The organism is Streptomyces sp. NPDC006435 (genome assembly GCF_040612315.1).
Taxonomy (GTDB): domain Bacteria; phylum Actinomycetota; class Actinomycetes; order Streptomycetales; family Streptomycetaceae; genus Streptomyces.
On the sequence record NZ_JBEXPY010000038.1, the window covers coordinates 53,482 to 78,965 of the forward strand.

Below are 25,484 nucleotides of genomic sequence, written 5' to 3' on the forward strand. Positions count from 1 at the left end.
GATGACGAGGCCGGCCCGGGTCGAGATCGGCCGGGGGTGGCGACTGTGGCCGGCGGCCGCGCTGCGCTCGGCCGGACTGTCCTTCGAGCGTCTCGGGGTCCTGGCCGTCCACGAGGGCGAGGACCGGGAGCCGGGCGCCGGGCGGACGGCCGCACTGCGGGACGGGACCCGGCGGGGTGTCGACGCGTTCGTGGCCGCGGAGGACTTCCGCCGCGCACTGACCTGGCAGAACCCCGGAGCGATGGCCAACTGGGTGTCCGGCTACGCCGCTTCGGTGCTGGCCGGCGCGCCGGCCGAACTGGACCGGATGGACCGGCGCGAGGCGCTGGTCGCCCGTTACGCCCAGCGGTACTGCGCCAAGAACGACACCATCGGCTTCTTCGGGCCGGTCGCCTGGGCCGGGTTCGAGGGGACGCGGACGGTGGTCCGCGGCACCGGCGGGCTCGCCCGCACCGACATCGGGCTGGAGGTCTGGGCGCTGCAGGCGGTGGCGCGGGCCTGGAACGCGGACCCGGAGCTGGCGGCCGTGCTGCCGGTCCGGCTGGACCCGGCCGTCACCCTGGCCGAGGGCCGCGCGCTGCGCCCGCTGCGCCCGCCGCTGCCGCTGGACGCGGCGGCCCTCGCCGTCCTGGACCGCCTGGCCGGGCCCGGGGCGGAGCTGTCGGCGTCCGAGTTGACCGCCGACCCGGGGACCGCGGCGGTGCTCGACGAGCTGAGCCGGGCGGGTGTGCTCCAGGTCGGCTTCCGGGTGCCGATCGACGGGCATCCGGAACGCCACCTCGCGGCGCAGCTCCGGCGGATCGCGGACCAGGACGTGCGCGGACGACTGACGGCGGTGCTCGCCGACCTGACGAGGGCCAGGGACGCCGTCGCGGACGCCGACTCGGCGGACGCGGTGCTGGCCGCGCTGGAGCGCGTCGACCGGGCCCTGACGGACGCCGCCGGGCACCCGGTGCGGCCCGCCCCCGGGCTGACGCCCGGCGGCCGCACCCCGCTCTACCTGGACTGCCGCCGCGATCTGGACGCTGACATCGGCGAGGAGGAACTCGACGCGCTGGACGTCCCGTTGTCCATCCTGCTGGACGCCGCGCGATGGCTCTCCGCCGAGGTCGGACAGCTCGCCCTCGATGAACTCATCCGCCGTTACCGCGAGTTGCGCGAGAGGCGCGGTGAAGTGACGCTCGCCGAATTGCAGTTCGCCGCCGCCGACCTGCTGAGCCCGTCCTGCGAGCTCTACGCACCGGTCCGGGCGGACTTCCAGCTGCGCTGGGCGGAGATCCTGCCCGACGGCCCGGAGGACGCGGTGGTGCCCGCTGCCCGGGCACGCGAGGTCGCCGACGTCGTGTTCCGCGCGCGGGGCCGGCTCTGGGCGGCCGCCCGTTCGCACAGCCCGGACGTCATGCTCCGGCGCCGTGCCGACGGCCGGCTCTCCTGGGTGCTGGGGGAGTTGCACGTCGCGCTGAACACCCTGGAGAGCCGGGTCTTCTCCGCCCAGGCCGACGAGCCCGCCGCGCTGGTGGCGGCCGTCGCGGCGGACAGCGCCGTCGGCCGGGTGGTGCCGGTCTACCCGAGCACCGCGCCCGAGGTCAGCAGCCGCACCTACCCGCCACTCGCACTGGACCCGCCCGGTGCGTACCGGTACTGGTCGTACGGCTCGGACGACGGGCACCCCTCCGGGGCGGTGACGACCCCGGCGACCGACCTGGTGCTGAGCGAGAGCGACGGGGACCTGCTTGCCACCTCGCGGCGGGACGGCTGGCAGGCGCCGGTCGTCGAGTGCTTCGGGGAGTTCCTGACCGCCGTGGTGGTGAACATGTTCCGCCTGCGCGAACCGGGCCCCCGCGCGCCCCGGGTGGAGATCGGCGAGCTGACCGTCTGCCGCCGTCAATGGCGCTTCCGGGCGGAGGAGTTCGGTGCGCTGCCGACCCGGGGGCGGGACGCGGGGCAGGACGCCTTGCGGAGCTGGGCCGCCGCACGGGACCTGCCCCGGCACGTCTTCGTGAAGACCTCGGCCGCGGCGAAGCCCTTCTACGTCGACTTCGCCGCACCGGTGCTGGTCGACAACCTGGCGCGGGCGGTCCGGCGGTCGGCCGCGCACGCCCCGGTCGACATCGCCGAGATGCTCCCCGCGCCGGAGGAGCTCTGGCTGAGCGACCCGTCCGGTGCCAGGTACACCTCGGAGCTGCGGCTCGTGGCTGTGGACCCGGAACCGCATCCGGCCGCGTCGTGGAAGCTCGGGGAGGCACCGCATGCCGGACTCTGACAACGACGGGCTGCTCGTCGGCCGGCTCTTCGGCACGACCGCGGCCCGGTACCCGGACCGGGTGGCGGTGGTGGCGGGCGCGGAGTCGCTGACATACGCCCGGCTGGACGCCGAGGCCGACCGGCTGGCCGGGCAGCTGCGGCGGGCCGGCGTGGGCCCGGACGTCCCGGTCGCGGTGCTCTTCGACCGGGAACGGGTGACGTCGGTGGTCGCCGCGGTGGCGGTCTGGAAGGCCGGAGGCTGCTACCTTCCGCTCGACCCCGGCGTCCCGGTCGCCCGCAACCGACGGATGATCGTTGCCGACGGGCCGGCGGTGCTGGTGGGCGGCCCCGAGTCGCTCGCGCCGTTCGCCGACCTGGTCGCGACGTGTCCCGACACCGGCACCGAACCGCCGTCCGGCCCGGACGCCGCGGACGGGCCGGCGCCGCAGGGCACGACACCGCACGACGTGACGCCGGAGCACCTGGCCTACATCGTGCACACCTCCGGCTCGACCGGTGAACCCAAGGCGGTCGCGGTCCCGCACCGGGCCCTCGCCACCATCCACCGCGCCTGGGCCGACTGCTACGACCTCACCGACCGCCCGCGGGTCTGCCTGCAGGCGGCCGGGCCGGCCTTCGACGTGCACGTCGCCGACCTCGTCCGGGCCCTCCTCTCCGGCGGACGGCTGGTGCTCTGCCCGACCCGAATCCTGCTCGACCCCCCGGCGCTGGCCGCGCTGATCGAGGCCGAGGCGGTCGACACCATCGAGTTCACGCCGGCCGTCCTGCGGCTGTTCGTCGCGGGTCTCGACCGCCCGCTGCCGTCGCTGCGGCTGATCGCCGCCGGCGGCGAGCGATGGTCGGTCGAGGACTACCGGGCGGTGCGGTCGGCGCTCGGCGAACGGGTCCGGGTCGTCAACTCCTACGGCGTCGCCGAGGCGGCGATCGACAGCACCTGGTGCGAGGTGACCGAGGAGGTGCTCGTCGCGGCGAACGGCTCGGTGCCGATCGGCCGTCCGTTCCCCGGGGTCGTGACGGCGGTGGTCGACGGCGACGGGAACGAGGTCGGCGAGGACGCCACCGGAGAGCTGTGGCTGAGCGGGCCGACGCTCGCCCGCGGCTACCACCGGAACCCGGAGGCCACCGCGGAACGCTTCCCGTTCCGCCGGGGGAGGCGCTGGTACCGCACCGGGGACGTCGTCCGCCGGGCCGACGGCATGCTGGTCCACCTCGGCCGCGGCGACGACGAGGTCAAGGTGCGGGGTGTCCGGGGCAGCCTGAGCGGGGTCGAGGCGGTGCTCTCGGCGCACCCGGCGGTCGCCGGGGCGGTCGTCCTGCACGAGGAGAGGGCGGGGGAGTCCGTCCTGGTCGCCCACGTGCTCGCCGATCCCGGATCGCTCGGGGCGGTCCGCTCCCGCGCGGCGGGCGTCCTGCCGCCGGCCCTGGTGCCCGACCTGGTCGCGCACCGCCGGTTCCCGCTGACCGCCTCCGGCAAGGTGGACCGCCCGGCGCTGGCCGCCGCGGCCGCCGCCGGACGGACCGTCACCGCCCGCGACGCCGTCGAGCGGACCGTGATCGAGCTGTGGACCCGGCACCTGGGCCGGGGACCGCGCGACCGCGCGGAGAACCTCTTCGAAGCAGGCGGCAGCTCGCTCACCGCGGCTCTCCTGGCCGCCGCCCTGCGCGACGCGACCGGCGCCGCGGTCTCCACGGCCACCGTGTTCGCCGCGCCGACACCCGCCGGGCTGGTCCGGGCACTGGCGGACGCAGGGGCCGCCGCCTCGTCGCCGGGGCGCGGGGCCGGTGACACGGGCCCGCTCTCGCCCGACCAGCGCCGCCTCTGGCTGCTGCACAAACTCCGCCCCGACGACGCTGCGTACCACCTGCCCACCCTGCTGCGGATCCGGGGACCGGTCCGGCTCGACCTGCTGCGCCGGGCGCTGGACCACCTGGTCGCCCGCCACGACGCCTTCCGTACCGCGTTCGCCGACACCCCCGACGGGCCGGTGGCCAGGATCCTGCCGCCCACCGGCATGGCGTACGAACTGATCGAGGCGTCCGGCGGGACCGCGGTCGACGCGTTCGTCGCCCGCCCCTTCGACCTCGCCCGCGGCGAGGTGGTGCGCGCGGCGGTGCTGCGCGGGGCTGCGGCCGGGCAGGTCGACCTCCTGCTCGTCGCGCACCACGCGGTGTACGACGGCTGGTCCGAGCGCGTGGTCGTCGAGGAACTCGGCACCGTCTACGACGCCCTGGCGGCGGGCACCGAACCCGACCTGCCGGCACTCCCGGTGCGCAGACTCGACGTCAGCCGCTGGCAGGCCGAGCGACTGGAGGGCGAGGTCAGGGCGGACCGCCGGTCCTACTGGCGGGACCGACTGGCCGACGCCCCGGGCCCGTTGGCCCTGCCCACCCGGCGCGGTGCGCCGGGCACCGGTCGCGCCGGTGTGGTCCGGGCGTCCCTCTCCGAGGACCGGATGCGCGCCGTCGCCGCAGTGGCCGCGGCTGCCCGCACCACACCGAACGCCGTCCTGCTCGCCGTGTTCGCGGCCCTGCTGGGACGCTGGTCCGGCAACTCCGACCTGGTGGTCGGGGTGCCCTGTGGCGACCGCGACCTGCCGGCCACGCAGCGGCTGGCGGGCTTCGAGGTCGCGACGCTCCCGGTGCGACTGACGATCGGCGCCGATGAGGGCTTCGACACGCTGCTGGAACGGACCGCGCAGGCCCTGGTCGAGGCGATCGCCCACGGCGACCTGCCCTACGACGAGATCGTCGGCGCCGCCCGGCGGCCGGGCTCGGGCACCGCACCACTCTTCCGCACCTGGTTCAACTGGCTGGGCCCGCCGCTGACTCCGCCCACCCTGCGCGAACTGACCGTCGAGGTCCTCGATCCGCCGGTGCCCGGTGCGCTCTTCGACCTGGCGGCCTACGTGACCACGGACGGGCCCGGCGCGCGGATCGACTTCGTCCACGACGCCGACCTCTTCGAACCCGCGACCGTCGAGGCGTTCGCCGAGCAGTTCACCACGCTGCTCGACGGACTCTGCGCCGACCCGGCGCGACCGCCGGCCGACCACCACCTCGGGCGGGCCCGGACGGTCGCCGAACTGCCCGGCGACGCACCGGACCTGCTGGCCCGGCTGGCCCGGATCGCCGAGGAAGAGCCCGACCGCGAGGCGGTTCGTGCCCCGGAGCGCAGCATCGGCTACCGCCGCCTGTACGCCGAGGCTGCGGCCGTCTCCCGCGCCCTGACCCCGGGAAGCGTCGTCGGGGTCCTCACCGACCGGACCGCGGACCTCGTCCCCGCCCTGCTCGGCATCCTCGGCGCCGGCGCGGCGTTCACCGTGCTGGACGCCGCCCACCCGGCCTCCCGGCTGGCCGCCCAACTGGCGGCGGCCGACGCGAAGACGGGCCTGGCCGTGGGCCGCCGGGTCCCTCCGGAGCTGGCGTCGTCCGGCGTGCGGTGGCTGGAGGTCGCTCCGCCCGGGGACACACCGACCGGCGAAGCCCCGGACCCGCCTCGATGGCCGGTCGCGCCGGCCGAGCCCGGGGCCCCGGCCTACGTCGCCTTCACCTCGGGCACCACCGGCGAACCGCGCGGCGTCGTCGGCGGCCTCGAACCGCTCGCCCACTTCCTCGACTGGTACACCACCAGGCACCGCATCGGCCGCGACGACCGGACGGCGCTGCTCTCCGGCCTCGCCCACGATCCACTGCTGCGCGAGATCCTGGTGCCGCTGTGGGCCGGGGCCGCGCTGAGCGTCCCGCCGCCCGAACTGCTGCGGTCACCACGAGAGTTGCGGGACTGGCTCGCCACCGAGGGCGTGACCGTCCTGCACGCGACCCCGGCGCTGTGCCGACTGCTCGCAGTGCCGCGCGGCGCGCCGGCCCTGCGCCGGATCAGGCTGCTCTGCTGCTCCGGCGACACCCTCACGGCGGCCGACCTCGCCGCGATCCGTTCCTGGGCACCCGATGCGGCCGTCGTCCATGGCTACGGGGCGACCGAGACCCCCCAGCTGGTCAGCGCCAGGGTCCTGGAGCCGGGACAGCCGGTGGACGATCCGATCGCCATCGACCCCGGCGCACCGGGCGCCGAGGTCCTGGTCCTCGACCGGCGCGGCCGGCCGGCCGGGACCGGAGAGCTGGGCGACGTGGTCGTCCGCGGTCCGCACCTCGCGCTCGCAGTGCTCGGGGACCCCGCGGCCCTGCCCCTCGACCCGGCGACCGGCCACCGCAGGTTCGCCACCGGTGACCTCGGGCGCCGCACCGCGGACGGCCGGATCGTGCTGGCCGGCCGCCGGGACGAGCAGGCGAAGGTCCGCGGCGTACGGGTCGAGCCCGCCGAGATCGACCACTGGCTGCGCACACTGCCCGACGTCGCCGACGGCGCCTGCGCGATCCGGCCGGACCGGGACGGTGAGGCCAGGGTGACCGCCTACCTGGTCCCGTCGCCGGGACGCCCGGCGCCCACCCAGGAGGCGGTGCGTGCCGGGCTCCGGTCCCGGCTGCCCGAGGCCATGCTGCCCGCGCGGGTCATGGTCCTGGAGGCCGTCCCGTTGACGCCCAACGGCAAGATCGACCGTGCGGGGCTGCCCGAACCCCCGCCCGGGCGGCGGCTGCCGGTCCGCCCCGGCGACGGCTCGGAGCGCATGGTCGCGGGCCTCTGGCAGGCGGTGCTCGGGACCGAGGAGGTTCCCGCGGACCGCAACTTCTTCGACCTGGGGGCCAGTTCCCTGCAGATCGCCCAGGTCCACCAGCGGCTCCAGGAGACGCTGGGCCGCCCCGTCCCGATCGCGACGTTGTTCGCCCACACCACCGTCCGTGACCTCGCCGCGCATCTCGACGGCGCCGGTGGACCGTCCGCCCCCGCCCCGCGCCGTGAACCGGCCGTCAGCACGACCGACCTCCGCCTCCGCCGCCTTGCCGCGCGCGGATCGGCGTCAGCCAAGGAGAAGAGGATATGAAGCCGAACCCCGACGAGAGCATCGCGGTCATCGGGCTGGCGGGCCGGTTCCCCGGGGCCCACAACCTCGCCGAGTTCTGGGCCAACCTGCGCAAGGGCCGGGACGCGGTGACCTTCCCCGAGGACTCGGCGCTGCTCGCCGAGGGCGTGCCGCCCGAGCTGCTGGCCGATCCCTCCTACGTCAAGGCCTGCGCGGAGACCCCCGGACTGGAACTGTTCGACGCCGGGTTCTTCGGCTTCACGCCCCGCGACGCCGCAGTGCTCGACCCGCAGATCCGGATGTTCCTGGAGGTCGCCCACGACGCGGTCGAGAACGCCGGCTACGACGTGCACCGGATCGCCGAGGGGGTGGGCGTGTTCGGCGCGACGGGCGTGAACACCTACCTGGACGTCCACGTCCGCTCCGGGGCCGGCTACCAGATGCTGACCAGCAGCAGCATGGGCGTCAGTACGCTGAGCTACCCCGACTTCCTGGCCACCCAGGTCGCGTACCGGTTCGGCCTGCGCGGTCCGGCCCTGACCGTCGCCACCGCCTGTTCCAGTACGGCGGTCGCGACCCACCTGGCCTGCCAGGCGCTGCGCACCGGCGAGTGCGACTACGCGATCGCCGGTGGTTCCGAGGCGGAGATCCCCGCACACCGCGGCTACCAGTGGGATCCGGGCGGCCCGCTCTCCCTGGACGGGCACTGCCGTCCCTTCGACCAGGACGCCAGCGGCACCGTCTTCAGCACGGGGGCCGGGGCCGTCCTGCTCAAGCGCCTCGGCGACGCGATCGCGGACGGCGACCACGTCTACGCGGTGATCCGCGCGTCGGCGGTCAGCAACGACGGCGCGACCAAGGCCGGTTTCTCGGCACCCAGCGTGGTCGGCCAGGTCGCGGCCATGCGTCAGGCCCTGGAACTGGCCGGCGTGGTGGCCTCCGAGGTCGACTTCGTCGAGGCGCACGGCACCGGAACCGCGCTGGGCGACCCGATCGAGGTGGCGGCGTTGGCGCAGGCCTACGGCGACGCCGCCGGGGAGCGGTTCATCGGCCTGTCCTCGGTCAAGGGCAACATCGGCCACCTCGGCCACGCCGCGGGCATCTCGGCCCTGGTCAAGGTGGCACTCTGCCTGGACCAGGAGCAGCGGGTCCCCACCGCCAACTACACCGGGCCCAACCCGCGGCTGCACCTGGAGGAGACCCCGTTCCGGGTCGACACCACGACGGCGGCCTGGCCCCGCGACCCGGCGCGGCCGAGGATCGCCGCGGTCAACTCGTTGGGCTTCGGCGGCACCAACGCCCACCTGATCCTCGAGGAGGCACCGGTCCGGACCGAGCCGGCGGACCGGACCGGTACGCCCGGGGTCCTGATCTGGTCGGCGAAGGAGACGCAGGCGGTGCGGGACTACGAGCTTCGGCTCGCCGAGTACCTCCGCGGCCCCGGAGCCGCCCCGCTGGCGGACGTCGCCGGCACGCTCCAGGACGGCCGGACCGCGCACCCGGTGCGCGGAGCCTTCGTCGGGACGACCGCGCAGGGCTGCGCGGACGCCCTGGAGACCGGCAAGGTCCTGCGGACCCCGGAAACGGCGGACGGCAAGGCCGCGGTCGGACCCCGGGTCGTCTTCGCCTTCCCGGGCCAGGCCTCCCAGCACCCGCGGATGGCCGCCGGCCTCTACGGCTCCAGCGAGGTCTTCACCCGGACCATGGACGACCTCCTCGACCGGTTCGAGCAGGCGTCCGGCAGCGACCGGCTGCGCGAGGCATGGACCGCCGCGGACGCCGACCGGCTGGCCGACACGGAGGTCGCCCAGCCGCTGCTGTTCGCGGTCGAGTACGCGCTGGCGGAACTGTGGAGGTCCTGGGGGGTCGAGCCGGTCGCGGTGGTCGGCCACAGCCTCGGCGAGCTGACCGCCGCCGCCGTCGCCGGCGTGTTCGGGCTCGACGACGCGGTGAACCTGGTACTGGCCCGGGCCGAGGCGATGGCGGCGATGCCCGCCGGTGCGATGGCGGCCGTCGCCGCCCCGCCGGAGCGGATCGAACCGCTGCTGACCGACGGGGTCGCGATCTGCGCGGTGAACGGGACCCGGCAGACCACCGTCGGCGGGCCGGCGGACCGGCTCGGGGAGACGCTCGCCGCGCTCCGCGACGCCGGTGTCTCCGCGAAGGAACTGACCACGTCGCACGCCTTCCACTCCGCGTCGATGCGGCCGGCCGCCGAGCGTTTCGCCGAGGCCTTCGCCGGCGTGGCGCTGCACGAGCCCGCGCTGCCGCTGATTTCGGCGACCGACGGGACACAGCTCGGGCCGCAGGCCCTGGACCCGCGGTTCTGGTCCGACCAGATCGCCGAGCCGGTCCGGTTCGACCGCGTGCTCGACCTGCTCGACGTGCCCGGCACGGTCCTGCTGGAGGTCGGCCCGGGGCAGACCCTGACCGGGCTGGTGCGCGCGCACGGCGCGGGTGCGCAGGCCGTGGCCACGCTTCCGCGGGCCGGCCAGGACACCGGTGACCTGCACACCGCGCTCTCCGCGGCGGCCGCGCTGTGGGTCGGCGGCCAGGACGTGGACTGGGCGGCGGTGCGCGAGCACTCGCCGTTCCGGCGCACTCCGCTGCCCGGCTACCAGTACCAGCGGTCCCGCTGCTGGATCGACGCACCGGGTACGGCCACCGAGCCGCCGACGGCGACCGCGGTGCCCGGGCCGGTCTCGGTGGAGACCGCCGGCACCGCCGACCCCGCGCCCGTCGACGCGCCGCTCGCGTCGGTCGGACCCGAGCCGTTCACCGTCCTCGGCTGGGCCGAGCGGCCGGCCGCCGCGGCGCCGGGCCAGGCGGCGGACCGCGGTGTCGCGCTCGCCCTGCTCCCGGAGGGCGAGGAGGAGACCGGTCTGACCGCTGTCCTGGCGCTGCAGCAGGCCGGCTACCGGCCGGTCGTGGTCCGGCCGGGATCCGGGTACGGGGAGTCCGACGGGGAGTTCCGGCTGCGACCCGACGACGAGGCCGACCTCGACCGGCTGCTGACCGAGCTGAGCCGACGCGGAACGGCGCCCAGGCTCCTGGTGCACGCCCTGGCCCTGCCCCACTGGCCGAGCCCGACCCCCGCCGACGCCGACGGGCAGCTCTCCGCGACGTTCCACAGCCTGGCGGCGCTGGTCCGCTCGGGCGCGCGGCAAGCCGCCACGGCCGGTCTGCTGGTGCTGGCCGGCCGCAGCCTCGACGTCACGGGTGCCGAGGAGGTCGACCCGGTCAAGGCCGCGCTGCACGGCGCGGTGCGCAGCCTGGCCCTGGAGGCCCCGGACCTCGCCTGCCGCCTGGTCGACGTGGCGCTGCCCGTCCACGAGGAGGACCTCGCCGGTGAGATCGCCGAGGTGCTGTCGCCGGTCGGCGCGCCGTTGCCGGCCTCCCGGCCCGGTGCCGACGTGGTGGTGGCCCTGCGCGGACGCAGCCGCTGGGTCCGCGAGGAGCGGCCGTTCCGACCGTCACCGCAGAACGGTCCGGTGATCCGCCGCGGCGGTGTCTACGTCCTGGTCGGCGGCTTCGGCGGACTCGGACTGGCCGTCGCCCGCGCGATCGCCGGCACGGGGACCCGCCCGCACCTGGTGCTCACCGGTCGCACGCTGCCGTCGGCCGAGCGCCTGGCGGCCGAGACGGACGCGCTGCGCCGTCTCGGGGCGACCCTGCACGCCGAGGCGTGCGATGTCGCCGACCAGCGGGCGGTGCGCCGCCTGTTCGACACCGTCCGGGCCCGGCACGGGGCCGTCAACGGTGTGGTCCACCTCGCCGGGGTGGCCGGGGACGGCATGCTGATGGGGCGCAGCCGGGAGGACGCGGAGGCAGTCCTGCGGCCGAAGGTGCGGGGCTCACTGGTGCTCGCGGAGGTGCTGCGGGAGCAACCGCCGTTGGACTTCCTCGCCTACTTCTCCAGCCGCGCGGCACTCGGCGGGCTGGTCGGCAGCGCCGACTACGCGGCGGCCAACTGCTTCCAGGACGCCCACGCCCGGCAACTGGGCCGCGCCGGGGTGCCGGCCGTCAGTCTGAACTGGCCGAGCTGGAGCGAGGTCGGCATGGCCGCGCGGGAGGAACGCCCGGCCGGGCTGCGCACCTGGCACGCGTTGCTGGACGCGGCGACCGACCCGATGCTCGACGAGCACCGGTTCAGCGGCAAGCCGGTCATGCCCGGCACCGGCCACCTGGACACCGTGGTACGGGCGTTCCGGGAGGCGGTCGGCCCGGCCGGGACCCCGGTGCGGCTGGCCGACGTCGTCTTCCAGCAGGCGCTGGTGGTCGAGCGGCCGCGCCGGATGGAGGCGCTGTTCGAGCCCGACGGCGACGGCGTCTGGCGGTTCACGGTCTCCTCCTCGGCCCAGGACGGCACGGACCCGATGCGGCACGCCACGGGCCTGATCGAGGTGCTGGACGCCGGCACCAGGCCGAGCCGCGACCCCGGCCTGGCGGCGCTGCGCACGAAGCTGCCCACACCGATGCACGTGGACCCGCCGAGCCGGACGAAGGACACGCTGTTCGCCTTCGGACCGCGCTGGGACACCATCGGCGGCGTCACCACGGGCGAGCGGAACCACCTGGAGAAGCTCATCGACCTGGAGCTCCCGGAGGCTTTCCTGGTCGAGCTCCCGCGCTACGCGCTGCACCCCACGCTGCTCGACAACGCCACCGCCGAGGCACGGACCAGTGGCCACGACGGACCGCACCTGCCCTTCAGCTACGGCGTGTTCGAGATCTACGAGGACCTGCCGGCCCGTTACACCAGCCACATCGTGCGGCGGGACGGGGCACCCGGCCTGATCGTCGCCGACATCGACCTCTACGGCGAGGACGGCAGGCTGGTCGGCAGGATCGAGAGCTACACGATGCGCCGGATCGAGGACGACGGCTTCCTGTCCGGAGCGCCCGCCGGCCCCGCCCGGGCCGAGCCGCAGGCGCCGACGGCCGCCCCGGTCGAGGGTGTCGACCCGCGTACCGGCGCCCGGCTGTTCCTCACGGTGCTCGGCGGACGCCCACCGCACCAGGTCGCCGTGCGGCCGTTCCGGGACGGCGCCCCGGTGCCGCTGGACCCCTCCGTCGCGACGGCGTGGGCCGTCCCGGTGGCGGAAGAGGCCGGACCCGTGGCGCCCGTCGTCGTACCGCAGACGCAGACGCAGACGCAGACGCAGACGCAGACGCAGACGCAGGCGGTCGCGGTGCCGGTGGTGTCGGCTCCGGCGGTGGCGGCACCGGCCCAGGGAACCCCGGGGCCCGCCGTTTCGGTGCTGGAGCGGCTCACCGCGCTCTGGGGGCGGCTGCTCGGGTGCGAGGTCGAACCGACCGACAACTTCTTCGACCTCGGCGGCAGCTCGCTCACCGCGGTCGAGCTGATGGCCGGGGTCCGGGAGGAGTTCGGACTGCGGGTCGGCATCGTCACGATGTTCGACCACCCGACCCTCGGCGCCTTCGCCGAGGCCCTGGTCGAACAGGGAGCGAGCTGACGTGTCCGACTCCCTTGACCAGCTCCGCGGCGCGCCGGTCGGCGACAAGCAGCGGGCGCTGTGGATGCTGCACCGGCTGGCGGCCGGCCGCGGCATCTGCAACCTCGGGTTCGGCCTGCGGGTCGACGCCCCACTGCGCTGGTGGCCGCTGCAGGAGGCCCTCGACCAGCTGGTCCGCCGTCACCCGGGACTGCGCACCACCTTCGCCGACGGTGGGGCGGAACCGCTGCGCAGATGCGCTCCGGCGGCCGGGGCCCAGCTGTCGCTGGAGACGGTCGCCGCCACCGAGGACCGGCTGGACGCGCTGATCACCGAGTTCGTCGCCGCGCCCTTCGACGTCGAGAACGGGCCGCTGATCCGAGCCCTGCTGGTCGCGCTGCCGACCGGCAGCGTGCTCTGCTTCGCCGCCCACCACCTGGTGGCCGACTGGACGACGGCGCTGAGCGTGCTGCGCGAGGCCGGCCGGCTCTACGACACGTTCGCGGACGGCCGGGACGTTCCCGCCGACCTGCTCGGCGAAGTCGAGGAGGCCGAGGACCCGGCGCCCGACGAGGAGGCACTGCGCTACTGGGAGGAGCGGCTCGCCGGGGTCGACACCGAGGGCCTCGCGCTGGCCGGGGCACGGCCGGTGTCCTCCGCACCGACCTTCGCCGGGGACCGGGTCGACCGCGACCTGGGGCCGGCCGCGGGCGCGGCGGTGGCCCGGCTGCGGGCCCGGACCCGTTCCAGCGACAACATCGTGATGCTGGCCGCCTACTGCGTCCTGCTGGCCCGGCACGGCGCGGGACCGGACCTGGTGGTCGGGGTCCCGGTCAGCTCACGCCGCTCGGACACCGCGCAGTCGTTCGGCTACCACGTGAGCACCCTGCCGATCCGGGTCGAGGTGGACCCGGAACGGGGGTTCGACGAACTGGTCGGCACCGTGCGGAAGGCATTCCTGGAGGGGCTCGAACACAGCGCCGCGTCCTTCGAGTCGGTCCAGCGCCGGCTCGGCGCCGGCAGCGCGGAATGGCGGGCGCCGCTGTTCCGGCACACCTTCAACTACCGTCCGTTGGCGGCCTCGGACGAGGAGCTGAGCATCGCCGGCCGGCCCGCCCGGCAGATCGACGCCGGCCACGGGATGAGCCGGCTCGATCTCGACCTGATCGTCTTCGCCGGTCCGCAGTCGCTCGAACTCACCGGCGTGTACAGCACCGAGGCCCACGACCGCCCACAGATCGAGGCCCTGATCGACCGCTACCGGCGGCTGCTGGTGGCGCTGGACGCCGATCCCGGCGCCGCCGTCGGATCGGTCGACCTGGCGACCGACGCCGACCGGCGGCTGGAGGCGGCCGTGAACGCGACCACGCGGTCGTGGACGGACGGTGACGGTGACGGCGGGGGCCCGAGCGTCGCGGAGCAGATCTTCGCCCAGGGTCTTCGTACGCCCGACGCCCGCGCCGTCGGGGACTGGACCTACCGCCACCTGCTGGAGCGCGCCGCCGGGGTGGCCGGTGCCCTCGGCCGGCAGGGCGTCGGCCCCGGTGACATCGTCGCGCTGTACCTGGAACGCGGTCCGGAGCTGGCCGCCGCCGCCCTCGGGGTGTGGACGGCCGGTGCCGCCTACCTGCCGCTGGACCCGGCGCACCCCGCCGAGCGCGGTGCCCGTGAACTGGCGGACGGCGGGGTCCGGGTGCTCGTCTCGGACCTGCCGGTCCCGGCGGACTGGGCAGACGGCCGGACGGTCCTCGCACCCGGGGGAAGCGCCCCGCCCGTCGCCCCCGTGGCCGGCCCGCTCGCCTACCTGATCCACACCTCGGGTTCGACCGGCCGCCCGAAGGGCATCGAGGTCGGGCACCGGGCCCTGGCCAACGTGATCGGCCACTTCGCCGAACTGCTGGAGGCCGACGCCGACGACTGCGTCCTCTGGCTGACCACCTTCTCGTTCGACATCGCCGCGCTGGAGCTCTTCCTGCCACTGACCGTCGGGGCGAGGGTGGTCGCGGCGGACGACCGGACCCGTCTGTCGGCGGGGGCGCTGGCCACCCTGATCGGCAGCGAGCGGATCACGGTGGCGCAGGCCACGCCGACCACCTGGCGGCTGCTCGCCCCCGAACTCGGGGACCGGCTCGCCGGCCTGCGGGTGCTGTGCGGCGGGGAGGCGCTGACCGCCGCACTGGCCGAGCGGCTGCTGGCCGCGGGCTGCCGGCTGTTCAACGCCTACGGCCCGACCGAGACGACCGTGTGGTCGACCGTCGCGGAGCTGCGCTCGCCCGTGCCGGCCCGGGTCCCGATCGGACGGCCGATCGCGAACACCACGGTGACCGTGCGGGACGGCCACCACCGGCCGCTGCCCCCCGGGGTGCCCGGCGAGCTCTGCGTCGGCGGTGACGGCGTGGCCGCGGGATACCACGGCGACCCGGCCCGGACCGCCGAACTCTTCCGCACCGACGAGCTCCAGGGCCGGTACTACCGCACGGGTGACGAGGTGCTGCTCACCGCCGACGGCGACCTGGTCCACCTGGGCCGGCTGGACCGGCAACTGAAGATCCGCGGCCGGCGGATCGAACCGGGCGAGGTCGAGTCCGTGTTCGAGAGTCACCCCGAGGTGGCCGCGGCCGCCGCCTTCGCGCTGGCCGACCCGGACGGGGAGACCACGCTGGCCGTGGCGGTCCGCCCGTCCGACCCGGCGGACGACACCGGGCCGGACGACACCGGGCCGGACGACACCGGGCCGGACGACACCGGGCCGGGCGACACCGGGCCGGGCGACACCGGGCCGGACGACGCGCTCGCCGCGCGGCTGCGGGAGCACGCCGGACGGTTCCTGGCCGGCGGTGCGCTGCCGACCCGGATCCTCGTCGTCGGGTCGTTCCCGCTGACCGGCAACGGCAAGGTCGACCACGGCGCGCTCGCCGCCGCGGCGCGGACCGGGGCCGCGGAGTCACCGGAACTCCCGGCCGACCCCGTCGTCCGCACGATCGTGGACGTCTGGCGCGAGCTCCTCGGCGACCGGCGGATCGGCGCGTCCTCCCATTTCTTCCTCAGCGGGGGCCACTCGCTGGCCGCGGTCAGGGCCGCCGAACGGCTCACAACGATCCTCGGCACCGAGATCGGCTTCGACGCGGTCTTCAGCGAGCCGACCCCCGTCCTGCTCGCCGCACGCATCGCCGAGACGAGGTGTTCACGATGACCGACGACCAGGACTGGTTCGTCCCGCTGTCCGCCGACAGCGACCGGCGGCTGTTCGGTTTCCCCCACGCCGGGGCGGGCTGCGCCCAGCTGGCCCCGCTTGCGGACCGGCTGGCCGGGCACGGTGTCGCGGTCTGGGCGGCCAACCTGCCCGGACGCCAGGCACGACTGGCGGAGCCGCCCCGGACCGCACTGCCCGAGCTGGTCGAGGAACTCACCGACGCCCTCGTCGAGCGGACCGGCGACCGGCCGTACGACCTGTTCGGCTACTGCGGCGGCGCGGTCCTCGCCTTCGAGGTGGCCCGGAGGCTCCGCGCCCGCTCGGCGCGCCTGCCGGACCGGATGTTCGTGGTCTCCTTCGAGGCGCCGGACATCGCCTGGCGACCCCGCCGACTGCCGTACCTGCCGTCCGACGTCCTCTGGGAGTACCTCACCGAGCGCGGTGGCGTCGCCGGTGGACTGGCCGTCGACCCGACCGTGCGGCGTCTGGCGGAACCGGCGATCCGCGCCGACTTCGCCTGGCTCGGGGCCTACCACTGCGAGCCCGCCGAACCGCTGCCGGTACGCGTGGTGGTCTTCCACGGCGTCCGGGACGAGGACACCCTGCACGGCGCGTTGCTCGGCTGGCGTCGGCACAGCACCGAGAGGGTCGCCCTGCACTCCCTGGACGGTGGCCACTGGCTGCTGGAGGACGCCTGTGCCGAACTCGCCGAGGCGACCGCGCGGGAGATCACGGCCGGGCGGCCGGCCGACCCGCAGGACCCGTTGACCACCGGAGACCCGGATGACTGACCTCACAACCGCAGCCCCGGACGGCCTGACCGCGGTCGACACCGGATCACAGGCCCTCTGGATGCTGCAGCGCCTGGTGCCCGACGCCGGCGTGTCGAACGCGGCGGTGGCCATCGAGATGACCGAGCAGGTGCGCTGGTGGCCACTGCAGGAGGCGCTGACCTGGCTCGCGGCCCGGCACCCGGCGCTGGCCGCCGAGTTCGTGCTGCACGACGGTGCCGTGCGCCGGCGCCGCTCCGCAGCGCCGGCCCTCGAACTCGACCTGGTCAGCAGCGAACCGGACCGGATCGAGGCGGATCTGACCGCGTACGCGGCCCGGCCGTTCCGGCTGGACCGGGCACCTCTGGTCCGGGTCGGTCTGTTCACGGTCTCGGCCGAGCGGTCGGTGATCTGCCTGGCCGCCCACCACATCGTGGTCGACGCGGCCAGCCTCGGTCTGCTGGTCGCCGAGATCGGCCAGGCCTACCGGTCGATCGCGGAGACCGGCGCACCGCCGGAGCAGCCGCCGCCGGTCGAGGTGCCCGAGTCCGATCCGACCGACGCACTGAACTACTGGCGGGCGCGCACGGCGGGATTCGACCCCGCCTCGATGCGGCTGGACGGTGCGCGCGAACCGGCCGCCGTCCCGACCTTCGCGGGAGCGATGGTCGAGCGGGAGCTCTCCGCGGAGGCAGTGGCCGGTCTCGCCAGTCTCCGGCGTGCCTGCCGGGCCACCGACGCGATTGTCCTGCTCTCCTGCTACCACCTGCTGCTGCGTCGGCTCGGTGCCGCCGAGGACCAGGTGGTCGGGGTGATGGCCGACACCCGGGGCGGACGCTCCGCCGACGCGGTCGGCTACCACGTCGCGACGGTGCCGCTGAGGGTGCGGGTCGAGGACGGGACCGGCTTCGACGGACTGGTGCAGCAGGTCACCAAGGCGATGGTCGCCGGGTTCGAGCACGGGCGTGCCCCGTTCGAGGCGGTGGCCGCGGCAGGGCCGGCCGATGCCGAGGATCCGGCATGGTGGCGTTCCCGCCTGGTCCGCCAGCTGTTCAACTTCCGGCCGGAGCACCCGACCACCCGGCCGGCCGGGGACGGCTCGCTGTTCCGCGAGGTGGCGACCGGGCTCAGCCGGTTCGATCTCGAACTGACGGCCCAGCCGGCCGACGGCCGGGTCACGCTGAAGCTCGTGGTCAGCACCGAGGTCTACGGCGTGGAGTTCGCCGAGGCGTTCCTGGAGCGCCTTGACACGGTGATCCGGATCGCGGTCACCGATCCGACCCGGCCGGTGGGGGAGTTCGACGTCCGCTCCGACCGGGACCTGCGGATGACGGCCGAGACCAACGACACCGCCGCGGTGTGGTCGGGCCCGGCGACGGTCGCCGGTCTCTTCGCCGCCGCGGCGCGGGCCCGGCCGGACGCGGACGCGATGGTGGAGGCCGCGTCGCCGGAGCCCACCACGGTGAACTATCGCGAGCTCGCCGAACGGGCGGCGGCCTACCGGGCAGCGGTCGTCGCGGCCGGCGGCGGCCCCGGAACGGTCGTCGCATTGGCCGGCCCCCGGAGCTCCGACACGGCGGCCGCGGTCCTCGGGGTGTGGGCGGCCGGTGCCGCGTACCTCCCGCTCGACCCGGGCCACCCGGTCGAGCGACTGGCCCACCAACTGGACGACGCCGACTGCCGGCTGGTGGTGGGCGCGGAACACCTGCCGCCGGAGTGCCGCGCGGGCCGCACCGCAGTGGTGGCCGGAACGGGCGCCCCCGAGGTCGAGGACTTCACCTCCGCGGCGGCGGCACTGGACCCCGACGCCTGCGCGTACCTCATCTACACCTCCGGTTCCACGGGGGTGCCCAAAGGGGTCCGCCTCTCCCACCGCAACCTCGCCAACGTCGTCCGGCACTTCGCCCGGGAGCTGGACCTCGGCCCGGACGCCAGCACGCTCTGGCTCACCACCTTCGCCTTCGACATCTCCGCCCTCGAACTCTGCCTGCCATGGGCGGTCGGCGGCCGTGTGGTCGTCGCCCCGGACCAGGCGCGCGGTGAACCGGACCAACTGGTCCGGCTGATCGAGCGGGAGCGGGTCTCCGTCGTCCAGGCGACCCCGACCACCTGGCGGCTGGCCGCCGCGGCGCTCGGGGGCCGGCTGCGCGGCCGGGTCGTGCTCTGCGGCGGCGAGCCGCTGCCGGACGCCCTGGCCGAGCGGCTGCTGTCGACCGGGGCCGACGTGTACAACGTCTACGGTCCGACCGAGACGACGATCTGGTCGACCACCGCCCGGGTGAGTCCGGGCGAGCCGGTGACCGTCGGCCGTCCGCTCGCCAACACCCGGGTCCACGTGCTCGACGAAGCCGGCCGGCCGCTCCCGGCCGGGCGGACCGGTGAACTGTGCATCGCCGGCGAGGGGGTGGCGCTCGGCTACCACGAGCGCCCGGAACTCACCGCGGAGCGCTTCCGCGAGGACCCCGAACTCGGCCGCTACTACCGCACCGGCGACCTGGCCAGGGTCGGCCCGGACGGAACCCTCGAACTGGCCGGCCGCGCCGACCGACAGGTCAAGCTGCGCGGCCACCGGATCGAACTGGGCGGCGTGGAAGCGGTGCTGGAGGAGCACCCGGAGGTCGTCGCGGTCGCGGTCGTCCCCCAGGGCGACGCCAGCGGGGACGGCCACCTGGCGGCCTTCGTCGTGGCCGCCGAGCGCCCGGGACTGGTCGCGGACCTCTGGACGTACGCCGGGCAGCGACTGCCCGGATACTGCGTGCCGGCCCGGATCACGGTCCTGGACCGGCTGCCGACCACCGCCAACGACAAGGTGGACGTCAAGGCCCTGGCCGCGCTGCCCTGGGAGCAGCCGGAGCCGGGCGGCCCGGGTGCGCAGGAGGAGGAGACCGCCGACCCGGTCGAGGAGCTGCTGGTCCGGTTGTGGTCGAGCGCCCTCGGCCGCAGGGGGATCGGGCGGACCTCCAACTTCTTCCTGTCCGGTGGCGGGTCGCTGCGTGCCGTGCAGCTCGCCGAGGCCGCGAGCGAGCAGCTCGGCGTCGCCGTCACGATGGCGATGATCTTCCGGGCACCGACCCCGGCGGCGCTGGCCGAACAGGTCCGGCAGTCCGGCGAGCCGGTACGGGTACCGGCGCCGGCACCCACGCCCGGCGAGGAGGCGCCCCTGCCCGACGCGGAGGCACCGGCGGTCCGCACGGAGCCGCCGACGGTTCGCGCGGAACCACCGGCGGGCCGTGCCGGGGCATCGGTGCCCGGGACCGAGGCGGAGACGGTCGCGGCGACGATCCTGGCGGTGACGGGCCTGGCCATTCCGATGGAAGCGAACTTCTTCGAAGCCGGGATGACCTCGCCGAACGCCGTCGCCCTGCACCAGCGGCTCACGGTGGAACTGGGGCTGGAGTTCCCCGTGACCGACGTGTTCAAGCACCCCAGCCCGGGAGCCCTGGCGGCCCACCTCGCGGCGCTCCGACGGGCCCCCGACGGGCCGCCGACCCGGCCGGCGCTCGCGCCGGCTCCGTCCGCGTCCGCGGCGGGCTGGACCGCCGGCGCGCGCCGGGAACTCCGAGCACGAATCCGAGAGCGGAAGGGATGACGGCCGTGGCCGACAACGTTGAGCCGATCGCGGTGATCGGCATGGCCTGCAGGCTGCCCGGGGCGCCGGACCTGGACGCCTTCTGGCAGAACCTCGCGGACGGTCGGGAGAGCATCGCCTCCTTCGGCCCCGAGGAGCTGGCCGCGGCCGGGGTCCCGGCGGCCGAGGCCGCCGACCCCGACTACGTCCCCGCGGCGCCGATGATGCCCGAGGTGGACCGCTTCGACGCGGAGCTGTTCGGCATGACCGCGGCGGAGGCGCGGTTGTGCGACCCGCAGATCCGCACGTTCCTGGAGCTGTGCCACGCGGCCGTGGAGCACGCCGGCCACGACCCGTTCGCGCTGCCCGACAGCGTGGGCGTGTTCGGCACCACCGGCCCCAACACCTACCTGCGGCACATCCTGACCACCCGGCCCGACCTGGTCGAGGGGTCGCCGGGCATGACGCTGTTCACCCTGAACAACGCCGACTACCTCGCCACCCTGGTCTCCTACAAGCTCGACCTGCGCGGTCCGAGCATGACCGTGCTCACCGCCTGCTCCAGCTCGCTGGTCACCGTCCACATGGCCGCCCAGGCACTGCGGGCAGGGGAGTGCGACGCGGCGCTCGCCGGCGGTGCGACCGTCGAACTCCCCCTCGGCCACGGTCATCTGTGGACCCCCGGGGGCGTGCTCACCCGCGACGGCCACTGCCGTCCCTTCGACGCCTCGGCGTCCGGGACCGTCTTCGGCAGCGGCGCCGGTGTGGTGCTGCTCAAGCGCCTGGACGACGCCCTCACGGACGGGGACCGGGTGCTGGCGGTGATCCGTGGCAGCGCGGTCAACAACGACGGCAGCGACAAGGTCTCGTTCAGCGCTCCGAGCGTCGGCGGACAGTCCGCGGCGGTCGCCGAGGCGATGCTGATCGCCGGGGTCTCCCCGGGCGAGGTGGACTACGTGGAAGCCCACGCCACCGGAACCGCCCTCGGCGATCCGATCGAGGTCGCGGCACTCACCGAGGCCTACGAAGCCCTGAGCGACGGTCCGGTCACCCGCGGGCGTACCGCGATCGGCTCGGTCAAGTCGAACATCGGCCACATGAACTCGGTGGCGGGCGTGGCGGGTCTGATCAAGACCGTGCTGATGCTGGAGCACGAGACCATCGCGGCCGGGATCAACATCACCGAGCCCAACCCCAGGCTGGAACTCGACCGGACGCCGTTCGACCTGGTCACCCGCCCGCGGTCGTGGCCGCGCCGGGAGGGGCGCCGGCGGATCGCGGCGGTCAGCTCGCTCGGCATCGGCGGCACCAATGCCCACCTCGTGCTGGAGGAGGGCCCGGTCGCGCCCCTGCTGCCGCCCCGCGAGCAGCCGCGACTGGTGGTCTGGTCCGCGCGGGACGAGGAGGGCATCGACCGGCTGCGCGGCCGGCTCGCGGACCGGTTCGCCGCGGCCGGGGAGACGGACTTCGGGGACGCGGTGGGGACGCTGCAGCGCGGACGGACGGCCCACCAGGTGCGGGCCGCCCTGGTGGCCTCCTCCTCCGCCGAGGCCGCCGCCGGACTCGCCGACGGCGGACCCGGCGTCGCGCACGGGCGGATCCGTCCGGGCGCCCGCCGGGCGTTCCTCTTCCCGGGCCAGGGCGCGCACCGGGCACGCATGGCGGCCGGCCTGTACGGGACCGTCCGGTCCTTCAGCGTGGCGATGGACGAGTGCCTGGAGCTCTTCGAGCAGTCCGGAGTGCGCCTGGACGAGGCATGGCTGGGCGAGGAGCGGCCCGAGGCGACCGAGACGGTCCAGCCGCTGCTGTTCGCCGTCGAGTACGCGCTGGCCGAGATGTGGCGCGCCTGGGGGGTCGTCCCGGAGGCGGTGATCGGCCACAGCCTGGGCGAGCTGGCGGCGGCGGCCGTCGCCGGGATCTTCGACCTGCCGGACGCGGTGCGCCTGGTCGTCGCCCGGGCCGCCGCGATGGCCGACCACCCGTGCCCCGGCGGGATGCTGGCGGTGGCGGCCGACAGCGAGGCGATCGGCGACCTGCTGACTCCGTCACTGGCGGTGGCGGCCGTGAACGGTCCGGCGCAGACCGTGGTCTCGGGGCCGCACGAGGCGCTCGCCGAACTGTCCGAGCGGCTCGGGGACCGGCGGATCGCGAACCGGCCGCTGCCGGTCGCCCAGGCGTTCCACCACCCCGGCTGGGCGGCGGCCGCCGAACGGTTCACCGAGGCGTTCGCCACGGTGGCCGTGCGGGCGCCCGTCGTCCCGCTCCACTCCGTCCGGACCGGACGTCCGGTCACCGTCGACGAGGCGAAGGACCCGGCGTTCTGGGCCGGTCAACTCACCGGGCCCGTGCTGTTCGGGCCGGCGCTGGAGACGCTGACCGCCGAGGGCGAGTGGACGCTCCTGGAGACCGGACCCGGCCGGACGCTGACCACACTGGCGCGACGGTCGCCGGCGGCACGCGAGGGCCGGGTCCACGCAGTGGCCGCCCTCGGCACCGGCGACGACGAGGCCGCCGCACTGACGGCGGCGGGCCTGCTCTGGCTCGACGGAGCGGCACTCGACTGGGAGGCCCTCGGCCAGCCCAGGGCCCTGAGCCGGCGCCCCGTGCCGGGGTACCCGTACCGCCGGGACCGGCACTGGATCGATCCGCTGGAGCCGACCCCGGGCCCCACGGCCACCGCGGACCGGATCTCCGCGGCCCCGGAGGTCGCGAGCCCCGACGCCCCCGACGCCCCCGCCGCGGACCCGCGGCCCATCGGCGCGGAGAACTCCGGGGACGCGCCGAGCCCACTGAGTGTCGTCGACTGGCTTCCGGCACCGGTGCCGCCCCCGGCCCCGGTCGCCGGCGGCACCGCACTGGTCCTGCTGCCCGCGGCCCCCGAATCCGCCCTGACCGTTGTGCTGGCCGCCGAGCGGGCGGGCTGGCGCACCGTCCGGCTGCGGCCCGCGGACACCCCGGGCGAGGCCGATGGCGAGTTCCGGATCCGGCTCGGCGAGCCCGCGGACCTCGCCGAGGCAGCGGCCACGCTGGCCGAGCGCGGCGTCCACGCCGACCTGGTGCTGCACGCGGCCGGCTTCGACTCCTCCGCCCGGCCGGTCGAGGAGCCGCTCGCAGGGCAGCTCGACACCGCCCTGCACAGCCTGGCGGCGCTCGCCAGGGCGGCCATGACGCGGCCGCCCGGCCGGCCCGCGCCCCGCTTCCTCGTCCTCACCAGCGAGGCGGTGGACGTGAGCGGCGGCGAGCAGCTCGCCCCGGCCCGCGCCACGGCGGTCGCGTTCGCCCGTACGCTCGCCGCCGAGGAGCCCGGCATGCGGGTCGGCGTGGTGGACGTGGCGAGGCGGACCGGAATCGCCGAGCTGGCCGCCGAACTGGCCCGGCCGACACGGGAACCGGTGGTCGCGCTGCGCGGCTCCCGGCGCTGGGTGCCCGTCGAGCAGCCGCTGCCGCTGCCGGCGCCGGTCCGCGAGCCGCTCCGCGAGCGGGGCGTCTACCTGATCACCGGCGGGTTCGGCGGTCTGGGCCTCGCCCTCGCCCGCCGTCTCGCGGGCTCGGGTCTGCGCCCGAGACTGGTGCTGCTCGGCCGCCGGGACCCGACGGCCCCCGGGGCGGACCCCGACGACCCGTTCGTCCGGCGGGCCCGCGCCGCGCTGACCGAGATCGCCGCACTCGGCGCCGAGGCGCTCGCGGTCGGCGGCGACGTCGCCGAACCCGGTGTGGTGTCGGCCGCCCTCGACGCGGCCCGGGACAGGTTCGGTGCCGTGAACGGCGTCTTCCACCTGGCCGGTGTCGGCGACGGCCGGATGGTGGCCTTCCGGGAACGGGCGCACGCCGAGGCGGTGCTGGCCCCGAAGACGGCCGGTGCGGTGCTGCTGGCGGAGGCCCTCGCCGACCGTCCGCTGCTGGACTTCGTCGTACTGTTCGGCAGCCGCGCCGCGGCCGAGGGACTGGTCGGTTCGGGCGACTACGCCGCGGCCAACGCCTTCCTCGACGCGGCCGCCCAGGCGCTGCCGTTCCACGCCGCCCGGGTGCTCGACGTCGGCTGGCCGGTCTGGCTCGGCGAGGGGATGGTCGACCCCGACGGTCCCGACCTCGGCGGCCTGGCCGAGCTGGTCGCGCGACTCGCGGACGGCCGGCCGTCCGAGGACCCGGAACCCGCCTTCAGCTGGGAGAAGGACTTCGGCGCCGCGACCCACTGGATCCTGGACGAGCACCGGGTCGGACGGGTGCCGCTGCTGCCCGGATCGGGCTACGTCGACCTGGTGGTCAACCTCTTCACCGAGCACCTCGCCACCCCCGGCGGCGCGGTCGAGCTCTGCGACGTCGTCTTCCGGGCACCGTTCTCGGACGAGCGGGTCCGCCGACTGCGGGTGGTCTTCACCGGGGCCGCGGACGGGACCGGGTACGACTTCACCGTCGCCTCCCGCCCGGCGGACCGGCCCGACGAGGCGTGGACCGAGCACGTCACCGGCCGGGCCGCGACGGTCGACGCCGCGCCGCGCCGCGTCGACATCGAGGGCCTGCGCGCGGGTCTGGAGGCGACCGGTACCCGGCCCGTCGACAAGGTGCCGACCGACCTGGCCTTCACCATGGGCCCGCGCTGGCGCAACATCGAGGACGTCCAACAGCGCGACGAGGAACGGCTGCTGCGGCTGGCGCTGCTGCCGGCCCTCGTCGACGACCTGCGTGAGCACCGCCTGCACCCGGCCCTGCTCGACACCGCCACGGCCGGGGTGCGTTCCTCCGGCGAGGGGGCCTTCGTGCCCTTCCTCTACCGCCGGCTGGTCGTCCACGCCGACCTGCCGGCGCAGCTGTACAGCCACGTCCGGCGAGCCCCGTCCGACCCGGACACGGCGGTCGGCGACATCGACCTGATCGCCCCGGACGGCGCCGTGCTGGCCCAGGTCGAGGGCTTCACCATGCGACGGGTGGAGTTCGAGCCGGGCTGGGACCGGCCGCAGTCCGCCAGGCCCTCGGCCCGGGGGAGCGGTGCGGCCCCGGCGGAGCCGAGCGGGACCGAGGGGCTTGCCCCGGAGGCCGGTCTGCGGCTGCTGCTGCGGCTGCTCGCCGGGGACAGCCCGAGGTCCGTCCTGGTCCGGCCGCACCTCGACGGTGTGCCGGTGCCGATTGCCGGCGCGGTGTCCCGGCCGGAATCGATTCCGGTGCCGTCGGATCCGTCGGGTGCCGCGGCGGACGGGCACCGGGAGCCCCCGGCCACCGCCGCGGCGGTGACCGTCGCCCCGGCCCCGGCCCCGGCCCCGGCCCCGGCCCCAGCCGCCGTGCCCGACGGGCAGCCTGCCGCGTCGGGACTGGCCG

The 25,484-nt window shown here is 75.7% G+C and carries 7 protein-coding genes; all 7 read left to right on the top strand.

Annotation, left to right across the window (positions count from 1 at the left end; genetic code table 11):
* Position 1 precedes the first annotated feature (1 nt).
* A complete protein-coding gene (locus ABZZ04_RS29895) occupies positions 2-2,263 on the top strand; it encodes a lantibiotic dehydratase (RefSeq protein WP_356935339.1) in 2,262 nt (753 codons plus the stop codon).
* Positions 2,250-7,205 (top strand): amino acid adenylation domain-containing protein, encoded by a 4,956-nt coding sequence (locus ABZZ04_RS29900; RefSeq protein ID WP_356935340.1) that lies wholly within the window; start codon positions 2,250-2,252, stop codon positions 7,203-7,205. Before ABZZ04_RS29895 ends, ABZZ04_RS29900 begins: the two co-directional genes overlap by 14 nt.
* Positions 7,202-12,661: a type I polyketide synthase gene (locus tag ABZZ04_RS29905; RefSeq protein WP_356935341.1), complete on the top strand. Its 5,460-nt coding sequence runs from the start codon at positions 7,202-7,204 to the stop codon at positions 12,659-12,661. Before ABZZ04_RS29900 ends, ABZZ04_RS29905 begins: the two co-directional genes overlap by 4 nt.
* 1 nt (position 12,662) lies before the next feature.
* The gene (locus tag ABZZ04_RS29910) at positions 12,663-15,833 is read left to right on the top strand and encodes an amino acid adenylation domain-containing protein (protein WP_356935342.1); all 3,171 of its coding nucleotides are present in this window, start codon (positions 12,663-12,665) and stop codon (positions 15,831-15,833) included.
* Positions 15,830-16,624: a thioesterase domain-containing protein gene (locus ABZZ04_RS29915; RefSeq protein ID WP_356935343.1), complete on the top strand. Its 795-nt coding sequence runs from the start codon at positions 15,830-15,832 to the stop codon at positions 16,622-16,624. The genes ABZZ04_RS29910 and ABZZ04_RS29915 overlap by 4 nt, the downstream gene beginning before the upstream one ends.
* On the top strand, positions 16,617-20,192 hold the full coding sequence (locus ABZZ04_RS29920) for an amino acid adenylation domain-containing protein (RefSeq protein ID WP_356935344.1): 3,576 nt from the start codon (positions 16,617-16,619) through the stop codon (positions 20,190-20,192). Before ABZZ04_RS29915 ends, ABZZ04_RS29920 begins: the two co-directional genes overlap by 8 nt.
* A 5-nt stretch (positions 20,193-20,197) precedes the next feature.
* Positions 20,198-25,484, top strand: a 5,287-nt coding sequence (locus ABZZ04_RS29925; protein WP_356935345.1) for an SDR family NAD(P)-dependent oxidoreductase, incomplete at its 3' end; no start/stop codon positions are given.